This is a genomic window from Pseudomonas sp. ABa2, from assembly GCF_056676075.1.
The window spans coordinates 744481-762908 of the sequence record NZ_CM155239.1 but is presented as its reverse complement, the minus strand read 5'-3'; the positions used below and the strand labels follow the sequence as shown (position 1 = coordinate 762908).

Below are 18428 nucleotides of genomic sequence, written 5' to 3'. Positions count from 1 at the left end.
TCCGTTAAATTGGTCGGCCATTAGCCACCTCCTCCCATTACATGACACTCCTGATAGCGTTCGCTGTCCTCTCCATCCTGGTTTCGTTCATCTGTTCCATCCTCGAAGCCGCCCTGCTTTCCCTGACGCCCAGCTATATCGCCCAGCAGAAGGTCGATCGCCCCAAGCTGTACGAGCGGCTGAAAGAGCTCAAAGACAAGATCGACCAGCCGCTGGCCGCCATCCTCACGCTGAACACCGTGGCCCATACCGTGGGCGCCACCGGCGTCGGCGCGCAGGTGACCATCGTCTTCGGCGACGGCTATCTCGGCGCCGCCTCGGCGATCATGACCCTGCTGATCCTGGTGCTCTCGGAGATCCTGCCGAAGACCATCGGCGCCCGCTACTGGCGTGCCCTGGCGCCCTTCCTGCCGAGCCTGCTGGGCGCCATGATCCTGCTGCTCAAGCCATTCATCGTTATGTCCGACCTGATCATGCGCCTGTTCGGCGGCAAGGAGCCGGAGCACGACATTCGCCAGGAGATCAAGGCGCTGACCCTGCTCGGCCGCGAACTGGGCAAGCTCGACGAAGACGAGCAGCGGGTGATCAGCAATATCCTCGACCTGCACGAGATCAAGCTGCGCGACATCATGACCCCGCGCATCGTCTGCGAATCGGCGGACCCGGACGACTCGATCGGCGCCTTCAAGGCGCGGGTCAAGCAGAGCCAGTTCTCCCGCTACCCGGTGATAGGCGCGGACGAAGCGCCACTGGGCGTGGTGTTCCGCTACGACGCCCTGGCCGCCGAGGACGACGCCGCACCGGTGACCAGCATCATGAAGCCGCTCAAGGTGGTGCCGGAAAGCATGAACGTGGAAAACCTGATGACCCAGCTGATGCAGGAACGCCAGCACATGTGCCTGGTATACGACGAGTTCGGCAGCTGGCGCGGCCTGGTGACCCTGGAAGACATCATGGAGACCATCATCGGCAAGCCGATCCTCGACGAGACCGACGATATCCCCAATATGCGCCGCTTCGCCAAGCGCCGCTGGGAGCACCGCATCAAGGCGATCCGCGAGGAGTGAACTACCAGTAGTTCTCCACCGCCACCTGGCCGGGGCGGCGGGTCAGCGCCAGGTTCAAGTTGCGCGCCCTGAGCACGGCGCGGGTGTCCTCGATCATCTGCGGGTTGCCGCAGAGCATGAGGCGCGAGTGCTCGGGCGCAAGCTTCAGGCCGGCGGCGCGTTCCAGCTCGCCGTTCTCGATCAGGCTGGTGACCCGCGCATGGAGTGCCCCGGGCACCTGCTCGCGGGTGACCACCGGCAGGTACTGCAGCTTGTGCCCCGCCCCCTCCAGCCATTCGCGCCGCGGCAGATCGGCGATCAGCTCCTGATAGGCCAGCTCGCCGCGGTCGCGGGCGCTGTACACCAGGACGATGCGCTCGAAGCGCTGCCAGACCTCCAGGTCCTGCAGGATCGACAGGAAGGGCGCCAGCCCGGTGCCGGTGCCGATCAGCCAGAGGTCGCGGCCATCGGCGAAGCGGTCGAGGGTGAGAAAGCCGGTGGCCTGCTTCTCCACCAGCAGCTCGTCGCCGGGCGCAAGGCCGCTCAGCTCGCTGGTGAACTCGCCGCCGGGCACGACGATGGAGAAGAATTCCAGATAGTCGTCGTGCGGCGCCGACACCATCGAATAGGCACGCCAGACAATGCAGCCGCTGGCCTTGCGCACGCCGAGGCGGACGAACTGTCCGGCACGGAAGCGGAACCCCGCGTCGCGGGTGCAGCGCAGGCTGAACAGACTGGGCGACCAGACACGCACCTCGGTCAGGACCTGGCGGGTGAACTTCTCTTCGCTGACGGTCATACTTCCCCCTTTGCTCAACTCCCATGCAGTCTCGCGCAAAGCGGGCGCGACAAACACCGACGGTTTCCATGCCTATTCTCGACACCCCCTTCGCCCAGCTCGATCTGCTGCGCCAGCCGCATCAGCCGAACGAACCGCTGCAGGCTTTCGACGCCGCCGACGAGTACCTGCTCAAGCACCTGCACGAGCAGGGCCTGGGCGCGAGCGACACGGTGCTGCTGCTCAACGACGGCTTCGGCGCCCTGGCCTGCTCGCTGGCCGGGCAGTGCCGGCTGACCAGCAGCGGCGACTCGCACCTGGGCCGTATCGCCCTGGACAACAACCTGGCGCGCAACGGCCTGGCCAGCGACGCCGTGACCTTCGTGCCGGCCAGCGACACGCCGCAGGGGCCGTTCGACTGGGTGCTGATCCGCGTGCCCAAGACCCTGGCCCTGCTGGAGGAACAGCTGATCCGCCTGCACGGCCAGCTCGCCCCCGGCGCACGGGTGGTGGCCGGCGCCATGGTCAAGCACCTGCCGCGCGCCGCCGGCGATCTGCTGGAACGATACATCGGCCCGGTACAGGCCTCGCTGGCACTGAAGAAGGCTCGCCTGCTGACCGCCACACCGGAGACCAAGGCAGCGCCCGCATCGCCCTACCCGACGCGTTACCGATTGGACAACCCGGCCATCGAGCTGCTCAACCATGCCAATCTGTTCTGCCGCGAGGGCCTGGACATCGGCACCCGCGCCTTCCTGCCGCACCTGCCGCGCCACCTCGGGCGCCTGCGCGTGGCGGATCTGGGCTGCGGCAACGGCGTGCTCGGCATCGCCTACGCCCTCGGCAGCCCGCAGGCGCAGCTGACGCTGGTGGACGAGTCGTACATGGCGGTGCAGTCGGCGCGGGACAACTGGCGGGCGGCCCTGGGCGAGCGGCCGGTGGAGATCCGCGCCGGCGACGGCCTGGCCGAGCAGCCGGCCGATTCGCTGGACCTGGTGCTGTGCAACCCACCCTTCCACCAGCAGCAGGTGGTCGGCGATTTTCTCGCCTGGCGCATGTTCCAGCAGGCCCGCGCCGCGCTGGTCAAAGGCGGCGAGCTGTGGATAGTCGGCAACCGCCACCTGGGCTACCACGCCAAGCTGGGACGGCTGTTCCGCGGCGTCGAACAGGTGGCGGCGACGCCCAAGTTCGTGGTGCTCAAGGCGGTGAAATAGGCGCCACGCTTACCAGCGCCCATAGGCCAGCGGATAGAGCAGCAAGCCCAGCGCCTCGTTGAGCAACTGGCCGCTCTGCCACACCGCCTTGGCCTCCGGCAGCCAGCCGCCTAGCGGCCTGGCGCTGCCGCCGCCGAGAAAGCCCATGGGAGCCGCGATCACCTCGAAGCCGGCCTGCTCGAAACACCAGCGCGCCCGCGGCATGTGCCAGGCCTGGGTCACCAGCACCACCCGGCGCACGCCCTGCGGCTGCAGCAGTTCGGCGCTGAAGCGGGCGTTCTCCCAGGTGGTGCGGCTGCGCTGCTCCAGCCAGCGCACCGGCTGGCCGTAGTCGCTGGCCAGGGTCTCGGCCATCAGCGCCGCCTCGCTGGGCGGCTGACCGTAGTGCAGGCCGCCGCTGGTCGCCAGCGGCAAACCCGAGGCCCGTGCCAGGCGTGCGGCGTAGCGCAGCCGCTCGAGCGCCAGGGTGCCGGGCTGGTCGCCGCCGCCCCAGGCCGGATCGTTCTGCTCGCGCCCGGCGCCGAGAATCACGATGGCATCGGCGCGCTGCGCCAGCGCCGGCCACTGCACCGCGCTCAGCGCCGGTTCGCGCTCCAGCTGACGCGCGCTCCACTCCACCACGAGCGGCAGGCTCATCAGCCACAGGCCGCCGCAGCCGAGGACGAAGCAGGCGCCAGCCAGCCGCGGAAAGCGCCGGCGCAACCACCAGGCGAGCACGATGAGCAGCACCAGCACGCCGGGCGGCATCAGCAGTTGTTTGAGGATGTAACGAATCGGCATGGGCACCTCCAGGGTGCCCAAGCCTAGCGAGGATTGCCGCTGCGAAACAGCTTCGAGCCACAGGACTGACAGGCCTGGGCATCCTGACCGCGCTGCCAGCTCACCGGCGTGCCGCACAGCGCGCAACACAGCGCCTGACGCCGCTTGAGCAGTGGCTTGGCCTTGGCCACCGGGCGAACGCCGGCGGCCTTGCCGACTCGCAGCGGCTGACGCTGGATCAGCGCCAGTTCCTCGGCGGCGGCATGCCAGCCGCGCAGCCAGTGCAGGTCGCGATTGAGGTAGGCGCGGATCAGTTCCAGCTCGGCAGGGCTCAGGCCGTCCAGCTCCAGCTCGCGCATCGGCTCGGCGTGCAAGCGACTGGCGGTCTCGGCTTCCTCGAGCGCCAGGGCAAGGCGTTGCAATAGCCGCTCGTACAGGCCGCCGCCCCGCTCCACTTGCCGCAGTTCACCCATCCAACACCTCGCGAGGCCCGACACCCGCGGCCCATAAGCAAAGCTTAGCGAAGGCCCCGCAAGCAGCCGGACGCCGCGACAAACGGCGCGCGCCGTGCAATCTGGGTTTCCCTCGGCAGACGGCGCTCATGTATGCTACGGCGCTTTCCGTAAGAGCCTGTTTACGATCTTCTGGATTAGAGCCAGACAAGGCGGAAGTGGCCGAGAAAGCGCAGTTTACGAGTGGTAAATGAGCATTCGAGGGCGCTTCCAACGCCCTATGGCCGACAGCCAGAAGATCGTAGGCAGCCTCTAAAGCCCCTTTGCCAGCGCCAGAGCCATGCACGAACAGTACTCGCCCCGTGAAATCGAAGCCGCCGCGCAGTCCCATTGGGACGCGCAGAAATCCTTTGTCGTGAGCGAACAGCCGGGCAAGGACACCTTCTACTGCCTGTCGATGTTCCCCTACCCCAGCGGCAAGCTGCACATGGGCCACGTGCGCAACTACACCATCGGCGACGTGATCGCCCGCTACCAGCGTATGCAGGGCAAGAACGTGCTGCAGCCGATGGGCTGGGACGCCTTCGGCATGCCGGCGGAAAACGCCGCGATGAAGAACCAGGTGGCGCCGGCGAAGTGGACCTACGAGAACATCGAGTACATGAAGTCCCAGCTGAAATCGCTGGGCCTGGCCATCGACTGGACCCGCGAAGTCACCACCTGCAAGCCGGATTACTACCGCTGGGAGCAGTGGCTGTTCACCCGCCTGTTCGAGAAGGGCGTGATCTACCGCAAGAACGGCACGGTGAACTGGGACCCGGTGGACCAGACCGTACTGGCCAACGAGCAGGTGATCGACGGCCGCGGCTGGCGCTCGGGTGCGCTGATCGAGAAGCGCGAAATCCCGATGTACTACTTCAAGATCACCGCTTACGCCGATGAGCTGCTGAGCAGCCTGGACGAGCTGGATGGCTGGCCCGAGCAGGTCAAGACCATGCAGCGCAACTGGATCGGCAAGAGTTTCGGTGCCGACATCGTGTTCGACTACGACGTCGCCAGCATCGGCAGCGAGGGTCAGCTGAAGGTCTATTCGACCCGTCCGGACACCCTGATGGGCGCCACCTACGTCGCCGTGGCCGCCGAGCACCCGCTGGCGCAGCGCGCCGCTGCGGGCAACCCAGCGATTGCCGCCTTTATCGCCGAGTGCAAGGCCGGCTCCGTGGCCGAGGCCGACATGGCCACCATGGAGAAGAAGGGCCTGGCCACCGGCCAGTTCGTCATCCATCCGCTCACCCAGCAAAAGCTGCCGGTGTTCGTCGCCAACTACGTGCTGTGGGGCTACGGCGAAGGCGCGGTGATGGCCGTGCCGGCGCACGACGAGCGCGACTTCGAGTTCGCCCACAAGTACGACCTGCCGATCCAGCAGGTCTACGCCGCCGCGGACAAGGACTACGACAGCGCCGAGTGGCAGGCCTGGTACACCGACAAGGACGGCCTGACCACCGTCAACTCCGGCAAGTACGACGGCAAGGACTTCACCGCCGCCTTCGACGCCATAGTCGCCGACCTGGAAGCGACCGGCCACGGCGCGCGCAAGACCCAGTTCCGCCTGCGTGACTGGGGCATCAGCCGCCAGCGTTACTGGGGCTGCCCGATCCCGATCATCCACTGCGACGCCTGCGGCGACGTGCCGGTGCCGGAAGACCAGCTGCCGGTGGTGCTGCCCGAAGACGTGGTGCCGGACGGCGCCGGTTCGCCGCTGGCCAAGATGCCCGAGTTCTACCAGTGCAGCTGCCCGAAATGCGGCGCGCCGGCCAAACGCGAAACCGACACCATGGACACCTTCGTGGAAAGCTCCTGGTACTACGCGCGCTACGCCTCGCCGAGCTACACCCAGGGCATGGTCGACCCGGCCGCGGCCAACCACTGGCTGCCGGTGGATCAATATATCGGCGGCATCGAGCACGCCATCCTGCACCTGCTCTATGCGCGCTTCTTCCACAAGCTGATGCGCGACGAAGGCCTGGTGTCGTCCAACGAACCGTTCAAGAACCTGCTGACCCAGGGCATGGTGGTCGCCGAGACCTACTACCGCACCCTGGAAACCGGCGGCAAGGACTGGTTCAACCCGGCCGACGTGGAAGTCGAGCGTGACGCCAAGGCCAAGGTCATAGGTGCCCGCCTCAAGTCCGACGGTTTGCCGGTGGAAATCGGCGGCACCGAGAAGATGTCCAAGTCGAAGAACAACGGCGTCGACCCGCAGGCGATGATCGACGCCTACGGCGCCGACACCTGCCGCCTGTTCATGATGTTCGCCTCGCCGCCCGACATGAGCTGCGAATGGTCCGACTCCGGCATCGAGGGCGCCAACCGCTTCCTGCGCCGCGTCTGGCGCCTGGCTCACAGCCATGTCGCTGCCGGCCTGCCGGGCCAGCTGGATATCGCGACGCTGAGCGACGAGCAGAAGGCCGTGCGCCGCGCCATCCACCTGGCGATCAAGCAGGCCAGCAACGATATCGGCCAGCACCACAAGTTCAACACCGCCGTCGCCCAGGTGATGACCCTGATGAACGTGCTGGAAAAGGCCGCCACCGCGAGCGAACAGGATCGCGCGCTGCTGCACGAAGGTCTGGAGACCGTCGTCCTGCTGCTGGCACCGATCACCCCGCACATCAGCCACGAGCTGTGGCAGCGCCTGGGTCATGCCAACGCGGTGATCGACGCGCAGTGGCCGCAGTTCGATGAGTCCGCCCTGGTGCAGGACAGCCTGACCCTGGTGGTGCAGGTCAACGGCAAGCTGCGCGGCGAGATCATCGTTGCGGCCGACGCCAGCCGCGAGGAAGTCGAGGCCGCCGCCCGCAGCAACGACAACGTCCTGCGTTTCACCGAAGGCCTGGCGATTCGCAAGGTCATAGTCGTGCCGGGCAAGCTGGTCAACATAGTCGCCAACTGATTAAGCTCGGCGCCATTGCCGCACGGCGCCGGGAACCGCCAAGGGGATTTGATAATGATGAAACGGAATCTGCTGATCGTCGGCCTGGCCGCCCTGCTCAGCGCGTGCGGCTTCCAGCTGCGTGGCACCGGCGACGTACAGTTCGCCCTCAAGGAACTCAACGTCACCGCGCGCAACGCCTACGGCGAAACCGTGCAGCAACTGCGCGACGTACTCGAGAGCAACGACGTCAAGGTCTACGCCGGCGCGCCCTACACCCTGGTGCTGAGCAACGAGAGCGAAAACCGCCGCAGCGCCAGCTACACCAGCGGCGCCCGTACCGCCGAGTACGAACTGGTCATGGCCCTGGAGTACCAGATCCGCGGCGCGCAGAACCTGCTGCTGACCAGCAACCGCGTCGAGGTGCAGAACTACTACCAGCAGGACGACAACAACCTGACCGGTTCGGACCAGGAGGCCGCCCAGCTGCGCAACGAACTGCGTCGCGAGCTGATCCAGCAACTGGCGCAGAACCTGCAGCAGATCACCCCGGCCCAGCTCGATCAGCTGCAGCAGACCGCCGAGGCGCGCGCCAAGGCCGAGGCCGAAGCGCTGGAAGCCGCGCGCCGGGCACGCGAGGCCGAGGTCGCCCCGCAGCAGTCGCCGATCGAACTGCCGATCCAGTAAGGCCCCCGGGCCGCCGCCGCGGCCCGACGCCCTCCCCGCCTCCGATGACATCACCGCGATGAAGCTTGCCCCCGCGCAACTCGGCAAACACCTGCAAGGTTCGCTCGCGCCCGTCTACGCGGTCAGCGGCGACGAGCCGCTGCTGTGCCAGGAGGCCGCCGACGCCATCCGCAACGCCTGCCGCCAGCAGGGCTTCGCCGAACGTCAGGTGTTCAACGCCGAAGCCAACTTCGACTGGGGCAACCTGCTGCAGGCCGGCGCCAGCCTGTCGCTGTTCGCCGAAAAGCGCCTGCTGGAACTGCGCCTGCCGTCCGGCAAGCCTGGCGACAAGGGCACGGCCGCCCTGCTCGAATACCTCGCCCGGCCGCCGGAAGACACCGTGCTGCTGCTGACCCTGCCCAAGCTCGACGGCAGCACACAGAAGTCCAAGTGGGCCAAGGCGCTGATCGACGGCCAGGTGAGCCAGTTCGTGCAGATCTGGCCGGTGGACGCCAACCAGCTGCCGCAATGGATTCGCCAGCGCCTGGCCCAGGCGGGCCTCAGCGCCAGCGCCGATGCGGTGGAGATGATCGCCGCCCGGGTGGAAGGCAACCTGCTGGCCGCCGCCCAGGAAGTGGAGAAACTCAAGCTGCTCGCCGAAGGCAATCAGGTCGACGCCGAGACGGTGCAGGCGGCGGTGGCCGATAGCGCCCGTTTCGACGTCTTCGGCCTGATCGACTGCGCCCTGGCCGGCGATGCGGCGCACGCCCTGCGCATGCTCGAAGGGCTGCGCGGCGAAGGCGTGGAAACCCCGGTGATCCTCTGGGCGCTGGCGCGCGAGATTCGCCTGCTGGCCGGCATCGCCCACCAGCAGAGCCAGGGTATCCCGCTCGACAAAGCCTTCGCCAGCGCCCGCCCGCCGGTGTGGGACAAGCGCCGCCCGCTGGTTTCCAAGGCACTGCAGCGGCACAGCAGCAAACGCTGGGGCCAGTTGCTGCAGCAGGCCCAGCAGATCGATGCGCAGATCAAGGGCCAGGCCGCCGGCGACCCGTGGAGCAACCTGGCACTGCTGACCCTGCAACTGGCCGGCCAGCGCCTGCGCCTGTAATTCCTGCTGGCCTGCTTCCTTGTAGGGTGGGTTTCAGCCCACGCCGACCACCGTTGGTGGGCTAAAGCCCACCCTACGAGCTGCAACTGGCTGGCCAGCGCCTGCGTATCGACTAGCACCCTGCCTGGACATTTTCTGTACAGCGGCGCATAGTCCGCCACGCCTGCATCCACGCAGGTCTGCAGAGGAACCCGCATGAGCAAGAAAGCCGCAAAGCGGCCCAACCAGGCCAAATCCATCGTCGCCCAGCCCCTGTTCCGTTCCCGCCAGGAACGACCGCAGAAAGGCAAAGGCAGCTACCGCCGCGAAGCCTCCCAGCACAACTGGGAGGCTTCTTGCTTTATGGGCCGGGAAAATGCGTCGATGGCCCTGTTCGCGGCGTCGGCATGCTAAGGTAGCCACCTGCAAAACGCTTCGAGATAGACATGTCGCCCCATTTCCCGCGCCGTGCTCTGGCCACGGCCATGCACCTGCTGCCCCTGCTCCTGCTGACCGCCTGTGCCCAGGCACCGGCCGAGAACCTGCCCACCACGAGCAACGCCAGCGCCATGCTCGCCCCGATCCCGGCCGAGCCGATCGCGCAGCCCGCGCCGAGCTTCGCCGAATGGCGCCAGGCCCTGCGCGACGAAGCGCTGGCCGCCGGCATCGACGCCGCCCTGTTCGACCGCGTATTCGCCGCCATCAGCCCCGACCCGGCCGTGCTCAAGGCCGACAGCAGCCAGCCGGAATTCACCCGCCCGGTGTGGGAATACCTCGACGGCGCGGTGTCCGCCAGCCGCATCGGCCGCGGCCGCGTGCTGCTGGCCCAGCACAACGCCGTGCTGCAACGCATCGAGCGGCAATATGGCGTCGAGGCCCAGGTGCTGGTGGCGATCTGGGGCCTGGAGAGCAACTTCGGCAGCAATATCGGCAGCCACAGCGTGATCCGCTCCCTCGCCACCCTGGCCTTCGAGGGACGCCGCCAGGGCTTCTGGCGCAGCCAGCTGCTGGCCGCCCTGCAGATCCTGCAGCACGGCGACATCGCCGGCGAGCGCATGATCGGCTCCTGGGCCGGCGCGATGGGCCAGACCCAGTTCATGCCGACCACCTACAACCAGCACGCGGTGGACTTCGACGGCGACGGCAAGCGCGACCTGTGGAACTCCTCGAGCGACGCCCTGGCCTCCGCCGCCCACTACCTGCAGGCCTCGGGCTGGCAGCGTGGCCAGCCCTGGGGCTTCGAGGTGCGCCTGCCGGCTGGCTTCGACTACGCCCTGGCCGACCCGGAGCAGCGCCGCAGCCTGGCCGAATGGGCCGAGCTCGGCGTCCGCCCGATCGCCCCGACCGGCGCCGCCGCCAGCGCCCGCGCCAACCTGCTGCTGCCCGCCGGCCATCGCGGCCCGGCCTTCCTGCTGCTGGACAACTTCCGCAGCATCCTCAAGTACAACAATTCCACCTCCTACGCCCTGGCCATCGGCCTGCTCGCCGACAACCTGCTGCGCCCCACCGAAGTCCAGGGCAGCTGGCCGCGCGGCGAACGCCAGCTGGGCCGCAGCGAGCGCATCGAGCTGCAGGAACTGCTGGCGATGAACGGTTTCGACCCGGGCCCGGCCGACGGCATCATCGGCGCCAATACGCGCAAGGCGATCCGCGCCCTGCAGCTGCAGCTGAACTGGCCGGCGGACGGCTACCCCAACGAGGAACTGCTCAAGCAGTTGCGCGGGCGCTAGGCGGATTCGTCCAGGAGCCTTCCCGAGCCGCCCATCGGCGCCGGCAGGTCCCTGAACTTGGGCAGGCCGTCGGCGATGGCCAGTACCCGTTCCTGATAGTGCACATGGACGCTGGGCCGAAACTCCAGACTCGGCAACAGTGCGGCGTAGACGTCAACCAGGCCGGCCTGCGGATGCTCGGTGAACAGGTGGCCACCACAACGGGTACACCAGTGCCGCCGGCTGCCGGGAGTGCCGGCATAGCAGCCCAGGTGTTCCGCGCCCCGCAGCAGCTCGAAGTCCTGCGGCCGCCACAGGCTGAAGGCATTGACCGGGCCGGCCGACCAGTGTCGACAGGATTCGCAGTGACAGAAACCCATGGCTTGCGGCTCACCGCGGACACGCACCTCGACGGCGCCACAGAAGCAGCGCCCTACATGTGCCAGCTTCTCGTTCATCACTCGCACCTCCTCAGCAATCATCGACGAAGCGCAGCGCCTGCGCCGGGTTTCTATGCACTTTCAGGTCGAAGATATCGGGCCGGCCGTAGTGACCGCTCACGTCCAGGGTGCGCCGCGCCGGGGCAACCCGGGCGGCGTCGATATCGGCATAGAGGATGCCTTCCTCGCGATGCATCGGCCCTGCCACCACCTTGCCGCCTGGATCCACAACTACCGAGTCGCCATCGTTGATCCACTCTTCGGGGTCCGCGAACAGCTGCTCACGCCCCGGGAAATCTGCCGGAATATCGCGGCCACGCAACAACGAACCGCTGCCCAGCACCCAGCAACGCCCTTCCAGGGCGATGTGGCGCATGCTGCACAGCCAGCCCTCGCCACTGTCGTAGGTAGGCGCCAGATAAACCTCCACACCCTGGGCGTAGAGCGCGTAACGCGCCAGGGGCATATAGTTTTCCCAGCAGATCAGGCAGCCCACTCTCCCCACCGGGGTGTCCACTACCCGTAACCCGGAAGCGTCGCCGAGCCCGTGCACCATGCGCTCCGGATTGGTCGGCATGAGCTTTCGGTGGTGGTTCTTCAGCTCACCGTCGGTGCCGATCAGCGCCACGCTGTTGTACAGCGTGCCACCGCCCAGGCGTCGCTCACACTCATGGAAACCGCACACCAGGCTGACTCGCCGCTCGCGTGCCACCTGACACAGGGGCTGTAGGTCACCGGCGCCGAGGTCGATCGCATTGGCCTGCAAGCGGGCATGCAACTGGCTGCTCAACGCGCCATCGCGCCCCGGTGCCAGGCGCCATATCCACGAGGGATAGCCGGGGATGTAGAGTTCCGGCAGCACCACCAGCTCGGCGCCGGTGGCTGCGGCTTCCTCTACCGACTGCCGCGCACGCTCCAGACTCGCCTCGCGGTCGAGCAGCACCGGTGGGCGTTGGATGATTGCGATTCTGCTCATGACCTGATCCTCGTTCGGACTGGAGGTCCCAGCCTGAGACTGGCGAAATGCCCCGGCTAGTCCAGAATCTGAAGTGTTGGCGAGCGGAGGTGGGCGAGGTGGAAGACAGCTATGGCCAGTTCTGCACCGTGGCCCGCGGCGCCGAGGCTCTCTGCGAACGCTGGACGCCCCTGGTGATACGCGAGCTGCTGTGTGGCAGCAAGCGTTTCAACGAACTGCATCGCGGCGTGCCACGCATGTCGACCAGCCTGCTCGCCCAGCGTCTGCGCCACCTGGAAGAAATCGGCGTGATTCGCCGCGAAGCGGCGGGCAAGGTCTGGAAATATCACCTGACCGAGGCGGGCGAAGAGCTGCGCCCGGTGATCACGGCACTCGGCCAGTGGGGCGCACGCTGGATCGGCAGCCGCTTGCGCGACGACGAGCTGGATGCCGGACTGCTGATGTGGGATATCCGCCGCTTCGTCCACCTGGAGCTGTTCCCGGCGCAACCGGTGATCATCCAGTTTGACCTGCACGATGCGCGTCCAGGGGAGCGCCACTGGTGGCTGGTGGTGGAAGCCGGAATCGCCGACCTGTGTCGCGACGATCCCGGCCAGGTACCAACCCTGCTGATGAGGAGCAGCGTGCGTACACTGACCGAGATATGGACCGGCGATCGCGACGCGCAGGATGCCCTGCATAACGACGACGTGCAGGTGGCGGGCCAGGCCCTTTTCGCCAGACAGCTCTGGGCCTGGCTGGGCACCAGCGCCTTCGCGCCGCTACGCCGGGCACATCGCGGCTCGACGAGCTGACCCCGCGCAACCTCTGCTCACCGCGACCTGAATGCCCCACAGCGCCTGTCTGGCGCAGAGCGGTCGACTTCCGGCAGGACGTCCGCCGCCCCCTTCTGTGATAAACTGCCGGCCGGCCGCAAGCCCCTCGGGGCCTCTACCGGAGTCCAGATTTCCGATGTCAGACACATCCTCGCCCAAACCCGTTGCCAGCGGCGACAAATTCCGCACCGCTCAGGGCATCACCGCGATCAAGGATGGCCAGAAGCGCCGCGCCTCGGCCGAGCCCCAGGTGTTCGAGCCCAAGCCCAAGTGGCTGCGGGTCAAGGCGCCCGGCGGCAGCCGCTTCGAGGCGGTCAAGCGCAACGTCGGCGAGCACCGACTGAGCACCGTGTGCCAGGAATCGCACTGCCCGAACATGGGCGAGTGCTGGTCCAACGGTACCGCCACCATCATGCTGATGGGCTCGGTATGCACCCGCGCCTGCCGCTTCTGCGCGGTGGATACCGGCAACCCGAACGGCTGGCTGGACCTGGAAGAGCCGCAGAACACCGCCAAGTCGGTGGAGCTGATGGCGCTGCGCTATATCGTGCTGACCTCGGTAGACCGCGACGACCTCGACGACGGCGGCGCCAGCCACTACGCCGCCTGCGTTCGGGCGATCAAGGACAACACCCCGCAGGTGGTGGTGGAAGCCCTGACCCCCGACTTCGACGGCGACCTGTCGGCCATCGAGAAGGTGGTGGACTCGGGCCTCGAGGTATTCGCGCAGAACGTCGAGACGGTCAAGCGCCTGACCCACGTGGTGCGCGACCCGCGCGCCGGCTACGAGAAGACCCTGGGCGTGCTGGCCCACGCCAAGCGCCACCGTCCGGACGTGCTGACCAAGACCAGCCTGATGCTCGGCCTGGGCGAGAGCGACGAAGAAGTCATCCAGACCATGGACGACCTGCGCGCCATCGGCGTGGACATCCTCACCCTCGGCCAGTACCTGCAGCCGACGCGCAACCACCTGAAGGTGCAGCGCTGGGTCAGCCCCGAGGAATTCAATCGGTTCCGCGATATCGGCCTGGCGAAAGGCTTCATGGAAGTCGCCGCCGGCCCGCTGGTTCGCTCCAGCTACCGCGCCGACCGGGTATTCGAGAAGAACAACCTGGGCCTGGCCGCGCCGGTACCGGTGCCAGGCCAGGAAGTCGACGCCAGCCTGATTCCGGCGCTGAATCTGAACTGAGCCAGCTCTTCACGACAAACGAAAAAGGGACGCCTCGGCGTCCCTTTTTCGTTGCTCAGAGCAGGGTGCGCCGTACGCACCACTGGCTCGAGGCCGGATCTTCGGTGAACGCGCGACCTAGGAATATCCCAATCTATGGCGCAGCGCCTGCTCCAGGCGCTGCGCCACCTCGTCGAGCGCGGGCGGCGCGGCGAGCAGGTCGCGCATCTGCACCATCTTCAGCCCGGCGTAACCGCAGGGGTTGATGCGCAGGAAGGGCGTCATGTCCATGTCGACGTTCAGCGCCAGACCGTGGAATGAGCAGCCGCGGCTGACCCGCAGGCCCAGCGAGGCGATCTTGTCGCCGGCCACGTACACACCCGGCGCGTCGGCCTTGGGCGCCGCCGCGATGCCGTAGCCGGCCAGCACGTCCACCAGGCCCTGCTCCATGGCGGTGACCAGCTCGCGCACGCCCAGCTCCAGGCGGCGCAGATCCAGCATCAGGTAGGCCACCAGCTGGCCGGGGCCGTGGTAGGTGACCTGGCCGCCGCGCTCGACCTGGATCACCGGGATGTCGCCCGGCGCCAGCAGGTGCTCGGCCTTGCCGGCCTGGCCCTGGGTGAACACCTTGGGGTGCTGCAGCAACCAGATCTCATCCGGCGTCTGCGCATCGCGCTCGCTGGTCAGTCGACGCATGGCCTCCAGGGTCGGTTGATAGTCCACCAGCCCCAGACGACGAACGACGAGCTCGGGCACTAGAGCACCATATGCACGCGGCCGGTGGCGCGCAGGTCGAGGTGGATGGCCTGCAGCTGCTCGACGCTGGTGGCGGTGATCAGCACCTGCACCGAGAGGAAGTTGCCGTTGCGGCTGTCGCGCATCACCAGGGTGGAGGCATCCAGATCCGGCGCATGACGCTGGATCACTTCGATCACCAGATCGGAGAAGCCCTCGCCGGCGGTGCCGATCACCTTGATCGGGTAACGCTCGCAGGGGAATTCGATTTTCGGGGCTTGAACGTCGCTATCGGTCATGGCTTGTGCCCGTCCAGGAAAAGGGCCGCGCCGGGCTGACGCGGCCGGGCGCTATCAGTTGAACAGGCCGAAGAAGAACAGGCGGATGCTGTCCCACAGGCGGCGCAGCAGGCCACCTTCCTCGACGGCTTCCAGGGCCACCAGATCGGCGCTGTGCACCACCTGCTCACCCAGTTTGACCTCGACCTTGCCGATCACGTCGCCCTGCTGGATGGGGGCGATCAGCTGCGGGTTGAGGGTCATGCCGGCCTGCAGTTTTTCCAGCTGGCCCTTGGGCAGGGTCAGGGTCAGGTCCTCGGCCAGACCGGCCTTGACCTGGCGGCTGGCGCCCTTCCACACGTCGGCCTGGGCCAATTCGGCGCCCTTCTGGTAGAAGGTGCGGGTCTCGAAGAAGCGGAAGCCGTAGGTCAGCAGTTTCTGCACCTCGGCGGCGCGAGCCTGCTCGCTGACGGTGCCGAACACCGCGGCGATCAGGCGCTGGCCGTCGCGCACGGCGGAGGCGACCAGGCAGTAGCCGGCTTCTTCGGTGTGGCCGGTCTTCAGGCCGTCGACGGTCTTGTCGCGCCACAGCAGCAGGTTGCGGTTGGGCTGCTTGATGCCATTCCAGAGGAATTCCTTCTGCGCGTAGATGGCGTAGTGGGCCTGGTCCTCGAAGATGATGGCGCGGGCCAGCTTGGCCATGTCGTGGGCCGAGGAGTAGTGCTCCGGATCCGGCCAGCCGGTGGAGTTCATGAAGTGGCTGTTGGTCAGGCCGAGACGCTGGCCATGGCTGTTCATCATGTCGGCGAAGGCCTCTTCGCTGCCGGCGATATGCTCGGCGATGGCCACGCTGGCGTCGTTGCCGGACTGGATGATGATGCCGTGCAGCAGGTCGTCGACCGAGACTTCCTTGCCCACCTCGATGAACATCTTCGAGCCACCCATGCGCCAGGCCTTCTCGCTGATGCGCACCAGGTCGCTTTCCTTGATCTGGCCGCGATTGATCTCCAGGGTGGCGATATAGGCGGTCATCAGCTTGGTCAGGCTGGCCGGCGGCAGGCGCTGATCGCCATTGTTCTCCACCAGCACGTTGCCGCTGGCGGCGTCCATCAGCACATAGGAGGTCGCCGCCAGTTGCGGCGGCGCCGGGATCACCTGCTGCTGGCTGGCCCAGGCGAGCGGCGCGGCCAGTAGGGTCAGGAACAGGGAAGCACGTTGCGCGAAGCTGGTGATATTCATCCGTCTCTCGAAAGTCGTTGCATGGGTGTTGAATGGCCCCGCAGGGCCTGCGCTCGATCCGCCGCAAGCGGCGGACCTGGGGTTAGTCCGGCAAATGCCGGTTAAGTGCCATCAATCGGCACGCACCAGGGTCGGCTGACCCAGGTTGGCCAGGCGCACGCTGCTCTGCAGCTGCTCAGCCTCGCCCTGGCTGCCGATCGGGCCCAGGCGTACGCGATGGAGAATCTGCTGGTCGCGCACCACTGAGCTGATGAACACCGGGGCACTCACCGTCTGGCTCAGCTTGGCCTTGAGCAGCTCCGCAGCGTCCGGATTGGCGAAGGCTGCCACCTGGAGATACAGGCCAGAGGCTGCGAGTGAATCGTTTTTTTTTGCGTCGATCTGCACCGGCAGCACGGCCGCGGCGTGCTGCGCCGGCGGCGGCGAATACTGCTCGAGCACCTGCGGCAGCGGCTGGGCCACGGGCTGCGCCACGGCGGCCTTGGCCGGCTGGCTGCCCGCCAGCACCAGCGGTACCGGACGGCCCTGCTGCGCCCACCACTCGTGCGGGTCGATGCCCTCGACCTTGACCCGCGCGGTGCCCTTCTCGGCATAGCCGAGCTTCTTCGCCGCGGCGAAGGACAGGTCGATGATGCGGTCGGAGTAGAACGGCCCGCGGTCGTTGACCCGCAGGATCACCGTCTTGCCGTTCTCCAGGTTGGTCACCCGCACGTAGCTCGGCAGCGGCAGGGTCTTGTGCGCCGCGGTCATACCATACAGGTCGTAGGTCTCGCCGTTGGCGGTGGCCTGGCCGTGGAACTTGGTGCCGTACCAGGAGGCCGGGCCCACCGCCTGGTAGCGACGGGCGTCCTGGATCGGGTAGTACTGCTGGCCGAACACCACATAGGGGCTGGCCTTGACCGGCCCGTAGTGCGGCATGGGGATGGCGTCGGGAATCCGCGACACGTCGACGTCCCACCAGGGCGCGCCGTCCTTGTGCGGGCGGTTGAAGTCGCCCGGTCCGGAAATCCCCGCCGGCGCGCTGGGCGTCGCCACGGTTTGCGGCGCCCGCTTCGACGAACAGCTCGCCAGCAGCAGCGCGGCGGCCACGCAGACGGCCAGCGGCAGCAGTTTGCAGCTGTTCATCGCTGCCCCCGCGCGTCGACCAAGAGTTCGGCAAGCTGGTTGACCGCCATGGCGTACATCACGCTGCGGTTGTAACGGGTGATGGTGTAGAAGTTGGGCAGGCCGAACCAGTATTCGTCGCCCTCGGCGCCTTCCAGGCGGAACGCGGTCACCGGCAAGTCGTCGGCCAGCGGAGCCTGCGCCTGCCAGCCCAGTGCGCGCAGCTCGGCGACCGTCTTCACCGGGTCCAGGCCCTGGGTCAGACCCTCGTCGACGCGCGCGCCGCTGACCTGGACGCGACTGGCCACCTGGCCGCCGGCCTGCCAGCCGTGGCGCTTGAAGTAGCTGGCGACGCTGCCGATGGCATCGGTGGGGTTGCTCCAGATATTGATATGGCCGTCGCCATCGAAATCCACCGCGTAGGCGCGGAAGCTGCTCGGCATGAACTGCGGCAGGCCCATGGCGCCGGCGTAGGAGCCCTTGAGGCTGATCGGGTCGACCTGCTCCTCGCGGGTCAGCATGAGGAATTCGCGCAGCTCCTTGCGGAAGAAGGGCGCGCGCGGCGGGTAGTCGAAGGCCAGGGTGGACAGCGCGTCCATCACCCGCCAGCTGCCGGTGTTGCCGCCGTAGAAGGTCTCCACGCCGATGATGGCGACGATGAACTGCGCCGGCACGCCGTACTCGGCCTCGGCCTTGTCCAGCGCGGCCTGGTGCTGGCGCCAGAAGTCGACGCCCTGGGCGATGCGCTTGTCGGTGATAAAGATCGGCCGGTAGTCCTTCCACGGCTTGACCTTCTCCGCCGGGCGCGAGATGGCGTCGAGAATCGCCTGCTTGCGCTCCACCTCGGCGAACAGAGCGAGCAGTTGCTCGCTGGCGAAACCGTAGTCGCGGGTCATTTCCTCGACGAACTCGGCCACCTGCGGCGAGCCGTCGTAGTCGGCGGCCAGTGCCTGGGCGCCGGATACCCCCGCCAGGCCCATCCCCAAAAGCGTTCGAGCTGCCCAGCCGCGCAGTAGATGCATTGAATTCA

General features: G+C 67.3%; 18 protein-coding genes and 1 pseudogene. 9 read left to right on the top strand and 10 right to left on the bottom strand.

The genetic code is table 11. The features are described from left to right. Positions 1 to 41: 41 nt before the first annotated feature. Positions 42 to 1067, top strand: coding sequence for a CNNM domain-containing protein (locus AC1G9C_RS03680; RefSeq protein ID WP_480409473.1), 1026 nt, complete (start codon positions 42 to 44; stop codon positions 1065 to 1067). Between the two features lies 1 nt (position 1068). Here AC1G9C_RS03680 and AC1G9C_RS03675 read toward each other — a convergent pair whose 3' ends face one another. Beyond that, the gene (locus tag AC1G9C_RS03675) at positions 1069 to 1845 is read right to left on the bottom strand and encodes a ferredoxin--NADP reductase (RefSeq protein WP_480409472.1); all 777 of its coding nucleotides are present in this window, start codon (positions 1843 to 1845) and stop codon (positions 1069 to 1071) included. Between the two features lie 68 nt (positions 1846 to 1913). Between AC1G9C_RS03675 and AC1G9C_RS03670 the strand changes: the two genes are divergently transcribed. Beyond that, positions 1914 to 3038 carry a methyltransferase gene (locus AC1G9C_RS03670; RefSeq protein WP_480409471.1) on the top strand — a complete coding sequence of 375 codons (1125 nt, stop codon included), beginning with the start codon at positions 1914 to 1916 and terminating at the stop codon, positions 3036 to 3038. Positions 3039 to 3047: 9 nt separating this feature from the next. Here the strand turns inward: AC1G9C_RS03670 and AC1G9C_RS03665 are convergent, their stop codons facing one another. Together AC1G9C_RS03665 and AC1G9C_RS03660 are read right to left on the bottom strand one after the other, a co-directional pair. Continuing rightward, entirely contained in the window at positions 3048 to 3818 is a 771-nt protein-coding gene (locus tag AC1G9C_RS03665) for a YdcF family protein (protein ID WP_480409470.1), read from the bottom strand. Between the two features lie 23 nt (positions 3819 to 3841). Then, a complete protein-coding gene (locus AC1G9C_RS03660) occupies positions 3842 to 4270 on the bottom strand; it encodes a hypothetical protein (RefSeq protein ID WP_122108952.1) in 429 nt (142 codons plus the stop codon). 319 nt (positions 4271 to 4589) lie between these two features. Here AC1G9C_RS03660 and leuS point away from each other — a divergent pair, with 319 nt between their 5' ends. The 5 genes and pseudogenes from leuS to AC1G9C_RS03635 all read left to right on the top strand — a co-directional run bounded on the left by leuS (position 4590) and on the right by AC1G9C_RS03635 (position 10664). After that, entirely contained in the window at positions 4590 to 7202 is a 2613-nt protein-coding gene (leuS, locus tag AC1G9C_RS03655) for a leucine--tRNA ligase (RefSeq protein WP_457788019.1), read from the top strand. A 54-nt stretch (positions 7203 to 7256) separates the two neighbouring features. Further along, positions 7257 to 7868: an LPS-assembly lipoprotein LptE gene (locus AC1G9C_RS03650; RefSeq protein ID WP_397497866.1), complete on the top strand. Its 612-nt coding sequence runs from the start codon at positions 7257 to 7259 to the stop codon at positions 7866 to 7868. Between the two features lie 58 nt (positions 7869 to 7926). Next, positions 7927 to 8955 (top strand): DNA polymerase III subunit delta, encoded by a 1029-nt coding sequence (holA, locus tag AC1G9C_RS03645; protein ID WP_457788020.1) that lies wholly within the window; start codon positions 7927 to 7929, stop codon positions 8953 to 8955. Positions 8956 to 9150: 195 nt separating this feature from the next. Further along, a pseudogene (arfA, locus tag AC1G9C_RS03640) lies at positions 9151 to 9300 on the top strand (alternative ribosome rescue factor ArfA); the annotation flags it as partial. Between the two features lie 80 nt (positions 9301 to 9380). Further along, on the top strand, positions 9381 to 10664 hold the full coding sequence (locus tag AC1G9C_RS03635) for a lytic murein transglycosylase (protein ID WP_122108948.1): 1284 nt from the start codon (positions 9381 to 9383) through the stop codon (positions 10662 to 10664). Here AC1G9C_RS03635 and AC1G9C_RS03630 read toward each other — a convergent pair. Both AC1G9C_RS03630 and AC1G9C_RS03625 read right to left on the bottom strand, forming a co-directional pair. Continuing rightward, positions 10661 to 11101 (bottom strand): GFA family protein, encoded by a 441-nt coding sequence (locus AC1G9C_RS03630; RefSeq protein ID WP_480409469.1) that lies wholly within the window; start codon positions 11099 to 11101, stop codon positions 10661 to 10663. The genes AC1G9C_RS03635 and AC1G9C_RS03630 overlap by 4 nt on opposite strands. 13 nt (positions 11102 to 11114) lie before the next feature. After that, the gene (locus tag AC1G9C_RS03625; protein WP_480409468.1) at positions 11115 to 12059 is read right to left on the bottom strand and encodes a carbon-nitrogen hydrolase family protein; all 945 of its coding nucleotides are present in this window, start codon (positions 12057 to 12059) and stop codon (positions 11115 to 11117) included. A 98-nt stretch (positions 12060 to 12157) separates the two neighbouring features. Between AC1G9C_RS03625 and AC1G9C_RS03620 the strand changes: the two genes are divergently transcribed. Both AC1G9C_RS03620 and lipA read left to right on the top strand, forming a co-directional pair. Continuing rightward, positions 12158 to 12853 (top strand): winged helix-turn-helix transcriptional regulator, encoded by a 696-nt coding sequence (locus AC1G9C_RS03620; RefSeq protein WP_480409467.1) that lies wholly within the window; start codon positions 12158 to 12160, stop codon positions 12851 to 12853. 157 nt (positions 12854 to 13010) lie between these two features. Continuing rightward, the gene (gene lipA / locus AC1G9C_RS03615) at positions 13011 to 14063 is read left to right on the top strand and encodes a lipoyl synthase (protein WP_457788024.1); all 1053 of its coding nucleotides are present in this window, start codon (positions 13011 to 13013) and stop codon (positions 14061 to 14063) included. 117 nt (positions 14064 to 14180) lie between these two features. Here lipA and lipB read toward each other — a convergent pair whose 3' ends face one another. From lipB to mltB, 5 genes are all read right to left on the bottom strand, one after another. Continuing rightward, positions 14181 to 14798 carry a lipoyl(octanoyl) transferase LipB gene (gene lipB / locus AC1G9C_RS03610; RefSeq protein ID WP_480409466.1) on the bottom strand — a complete coding sequence of 206 codons (618 nt, stop codon included), beginning with the start codon at positions 14796 to 14798 and terminating at the stop codon, positions 14181 to 14183. Further along, entirely contained in the window at positions 14798 to 15076 is a 279-nt protein-coding gene (locus AC1G9C_RS03605) for a DUF493 domain-containing protein (protein ID WP_397497863.1), read from the bottom strand. The genes lipB and AC1G9C_RS03605 overlap by 1 nt, the downstream gene beginning before the upstream one ends. A 54-nt stretch (positions 15077 to 15130) precedes the next feature. Next, positions 15131 to 16294, bottom strand: a complete 1164-nt coding sequence (locus AC1G9C_RS03600) for a D-alanyl-D-alanine carboxypeptidase family protein (RefSeq protein WP_021441828.1) — start codon at positions 16292 to 16294, stop codon at positions 15131 to 15133. A 111-nt stretch (positions 16295 to 16405) separates the two neighbouring features. Continuing rightward, positions 16406 to 17419 (bottom strand): septal ring lytic transglycosylase RlpA family protein, encoded by a 1014-nt coding sequence (locus AC1G9C_RS03595; RefSeq protein ID WP_021441827.1) that lies wholly within the window; start codon positions 17417 to 17419, stop codon positions 16406 to 16408. Next, a complete protein-coding gene (gene mltB / locus AC1G9C_RS03590) occupies positions 17416 to 18420 on the bottom strand; it encodes a lytic murein transglycosylase B (RefSeq protein ID WP_480409465.1) in 1005 nt (334 codons plus the stop codon). Before mltB ends, AC1G9C_RS03595 begins: the two co-directional genes overlap by 4 nt. Positions 18421 to 18428 lie beyond the last annotated feature (8 nt).

Coding starts and splice junctions, on each gene's coding strand:
- AC1G9C_RS03680 (WP_480409473.1), top strand. CDS start 42: ATGACACTCCTGATAGCGTTCGCTGTCCTCTCCATCCTGGTTTCGTTC.
- AC1G9C_RS03675 (WP_480409472.1), bottom strand. CDS start 1,845: ATGACCGTCAGCGAAGAGAAGTTCACCCGCCAGGTCCTGACCGAGGTG.
- AC1G9C_RS03670 (WP_480409471.1), top strand. CDS start 1,914: ATGCCTATTCTCGACACCCCCTTCGCCCAGCTCGATCTGCTGCGCCAG.
- AC1G9C_RS03665 (WP_480409470.1), bottom strand. CDS start 3,818: ATGCCGATTCGTTACATCCTCAAACAACTGCTGATGCCGCCCGGCGTG.
- AC1G9C_RS03660 (WP_122108952.1), bottom strand. CDS start 4,270: ATGGGTGAACTGCGGCAAGTGGAGCGGGGCGGCGGCCTGTACGAGCGG.
- leuS (WP_457788019.1), top strand. CDS start 4,590: ATGCACGAACAGTACTCGCCCCGTGAAATCGAAGCCGCCGCGCAGTCC.
- AC1G9C_RS03650 (WP_397497866.1), top strand. CDS start 7,257: ATGATGAAACGGAATCTGCTGATCGTCGGCCTGGCCGCCCTGCTCAGC.
- holA (WP_457788020.1), top strand. CDS start 7,927: ATGAAGCTTGCCCCCGCGCAACTCGGCAAACACCTGCAAGGTTCGCTC.
- AC1G9C_RS03635 (WP_122108948.1), top strand. CDS start 9,381: ATGTCGCCCCATTTCCCGCGCCGTGCTCTGGCCACGGCCATGCACCTG.
- AC1G9C_RS03630 (WP_480409469.1), bottom strand. CDS start 11,101: ATGAACGAGAAGCTGGCACATGTAGGGCGCTGCTTCTGTGGCGCCGTC.
- AC1G9C_RS03625 (WP_480409468.1), bottom strand. CDS start 12,059: ATGAGCAGAATCGCAATCATCCAACGCCCACCGGTGCTGCTCGACCGC.
- lipA (WP_457788024.1), top strand. CDS start 13,011: ATGTCAGACACATCCTCGCCCAAACCCGTTGCCAGCGGCGACAAATTC.
- AC1G9C_RS03605 (WP_397497863.1), bottom strand. CDS start 15,076: ATGACCGATAGCGACGTTCAAGCCCCGAAAATCGAATTCCCCTGCGAG.
- AC1G9C_RS03600 (WP_021441828.1), bottom strand. CDS start 16,294: ATGAATATCACCAGCTTCGCGCAACGTGCTTCCCTGTTCCTGACCCTA.
- AC1G9C_RS03595 (WP_021441827.1), bottom strand. CDS start 17,419: ATGAACAGCTGCAAACTGCTGCCGCTGGCCGTCTGCGTGGCCGCCGCG.
- mltB (WP_480409465.1), bottom strand. CDS start 18,420: ATGCATCTACTGCGCGGCTGGGCAGCTCGAACGCTTTTGGGGATGGGC.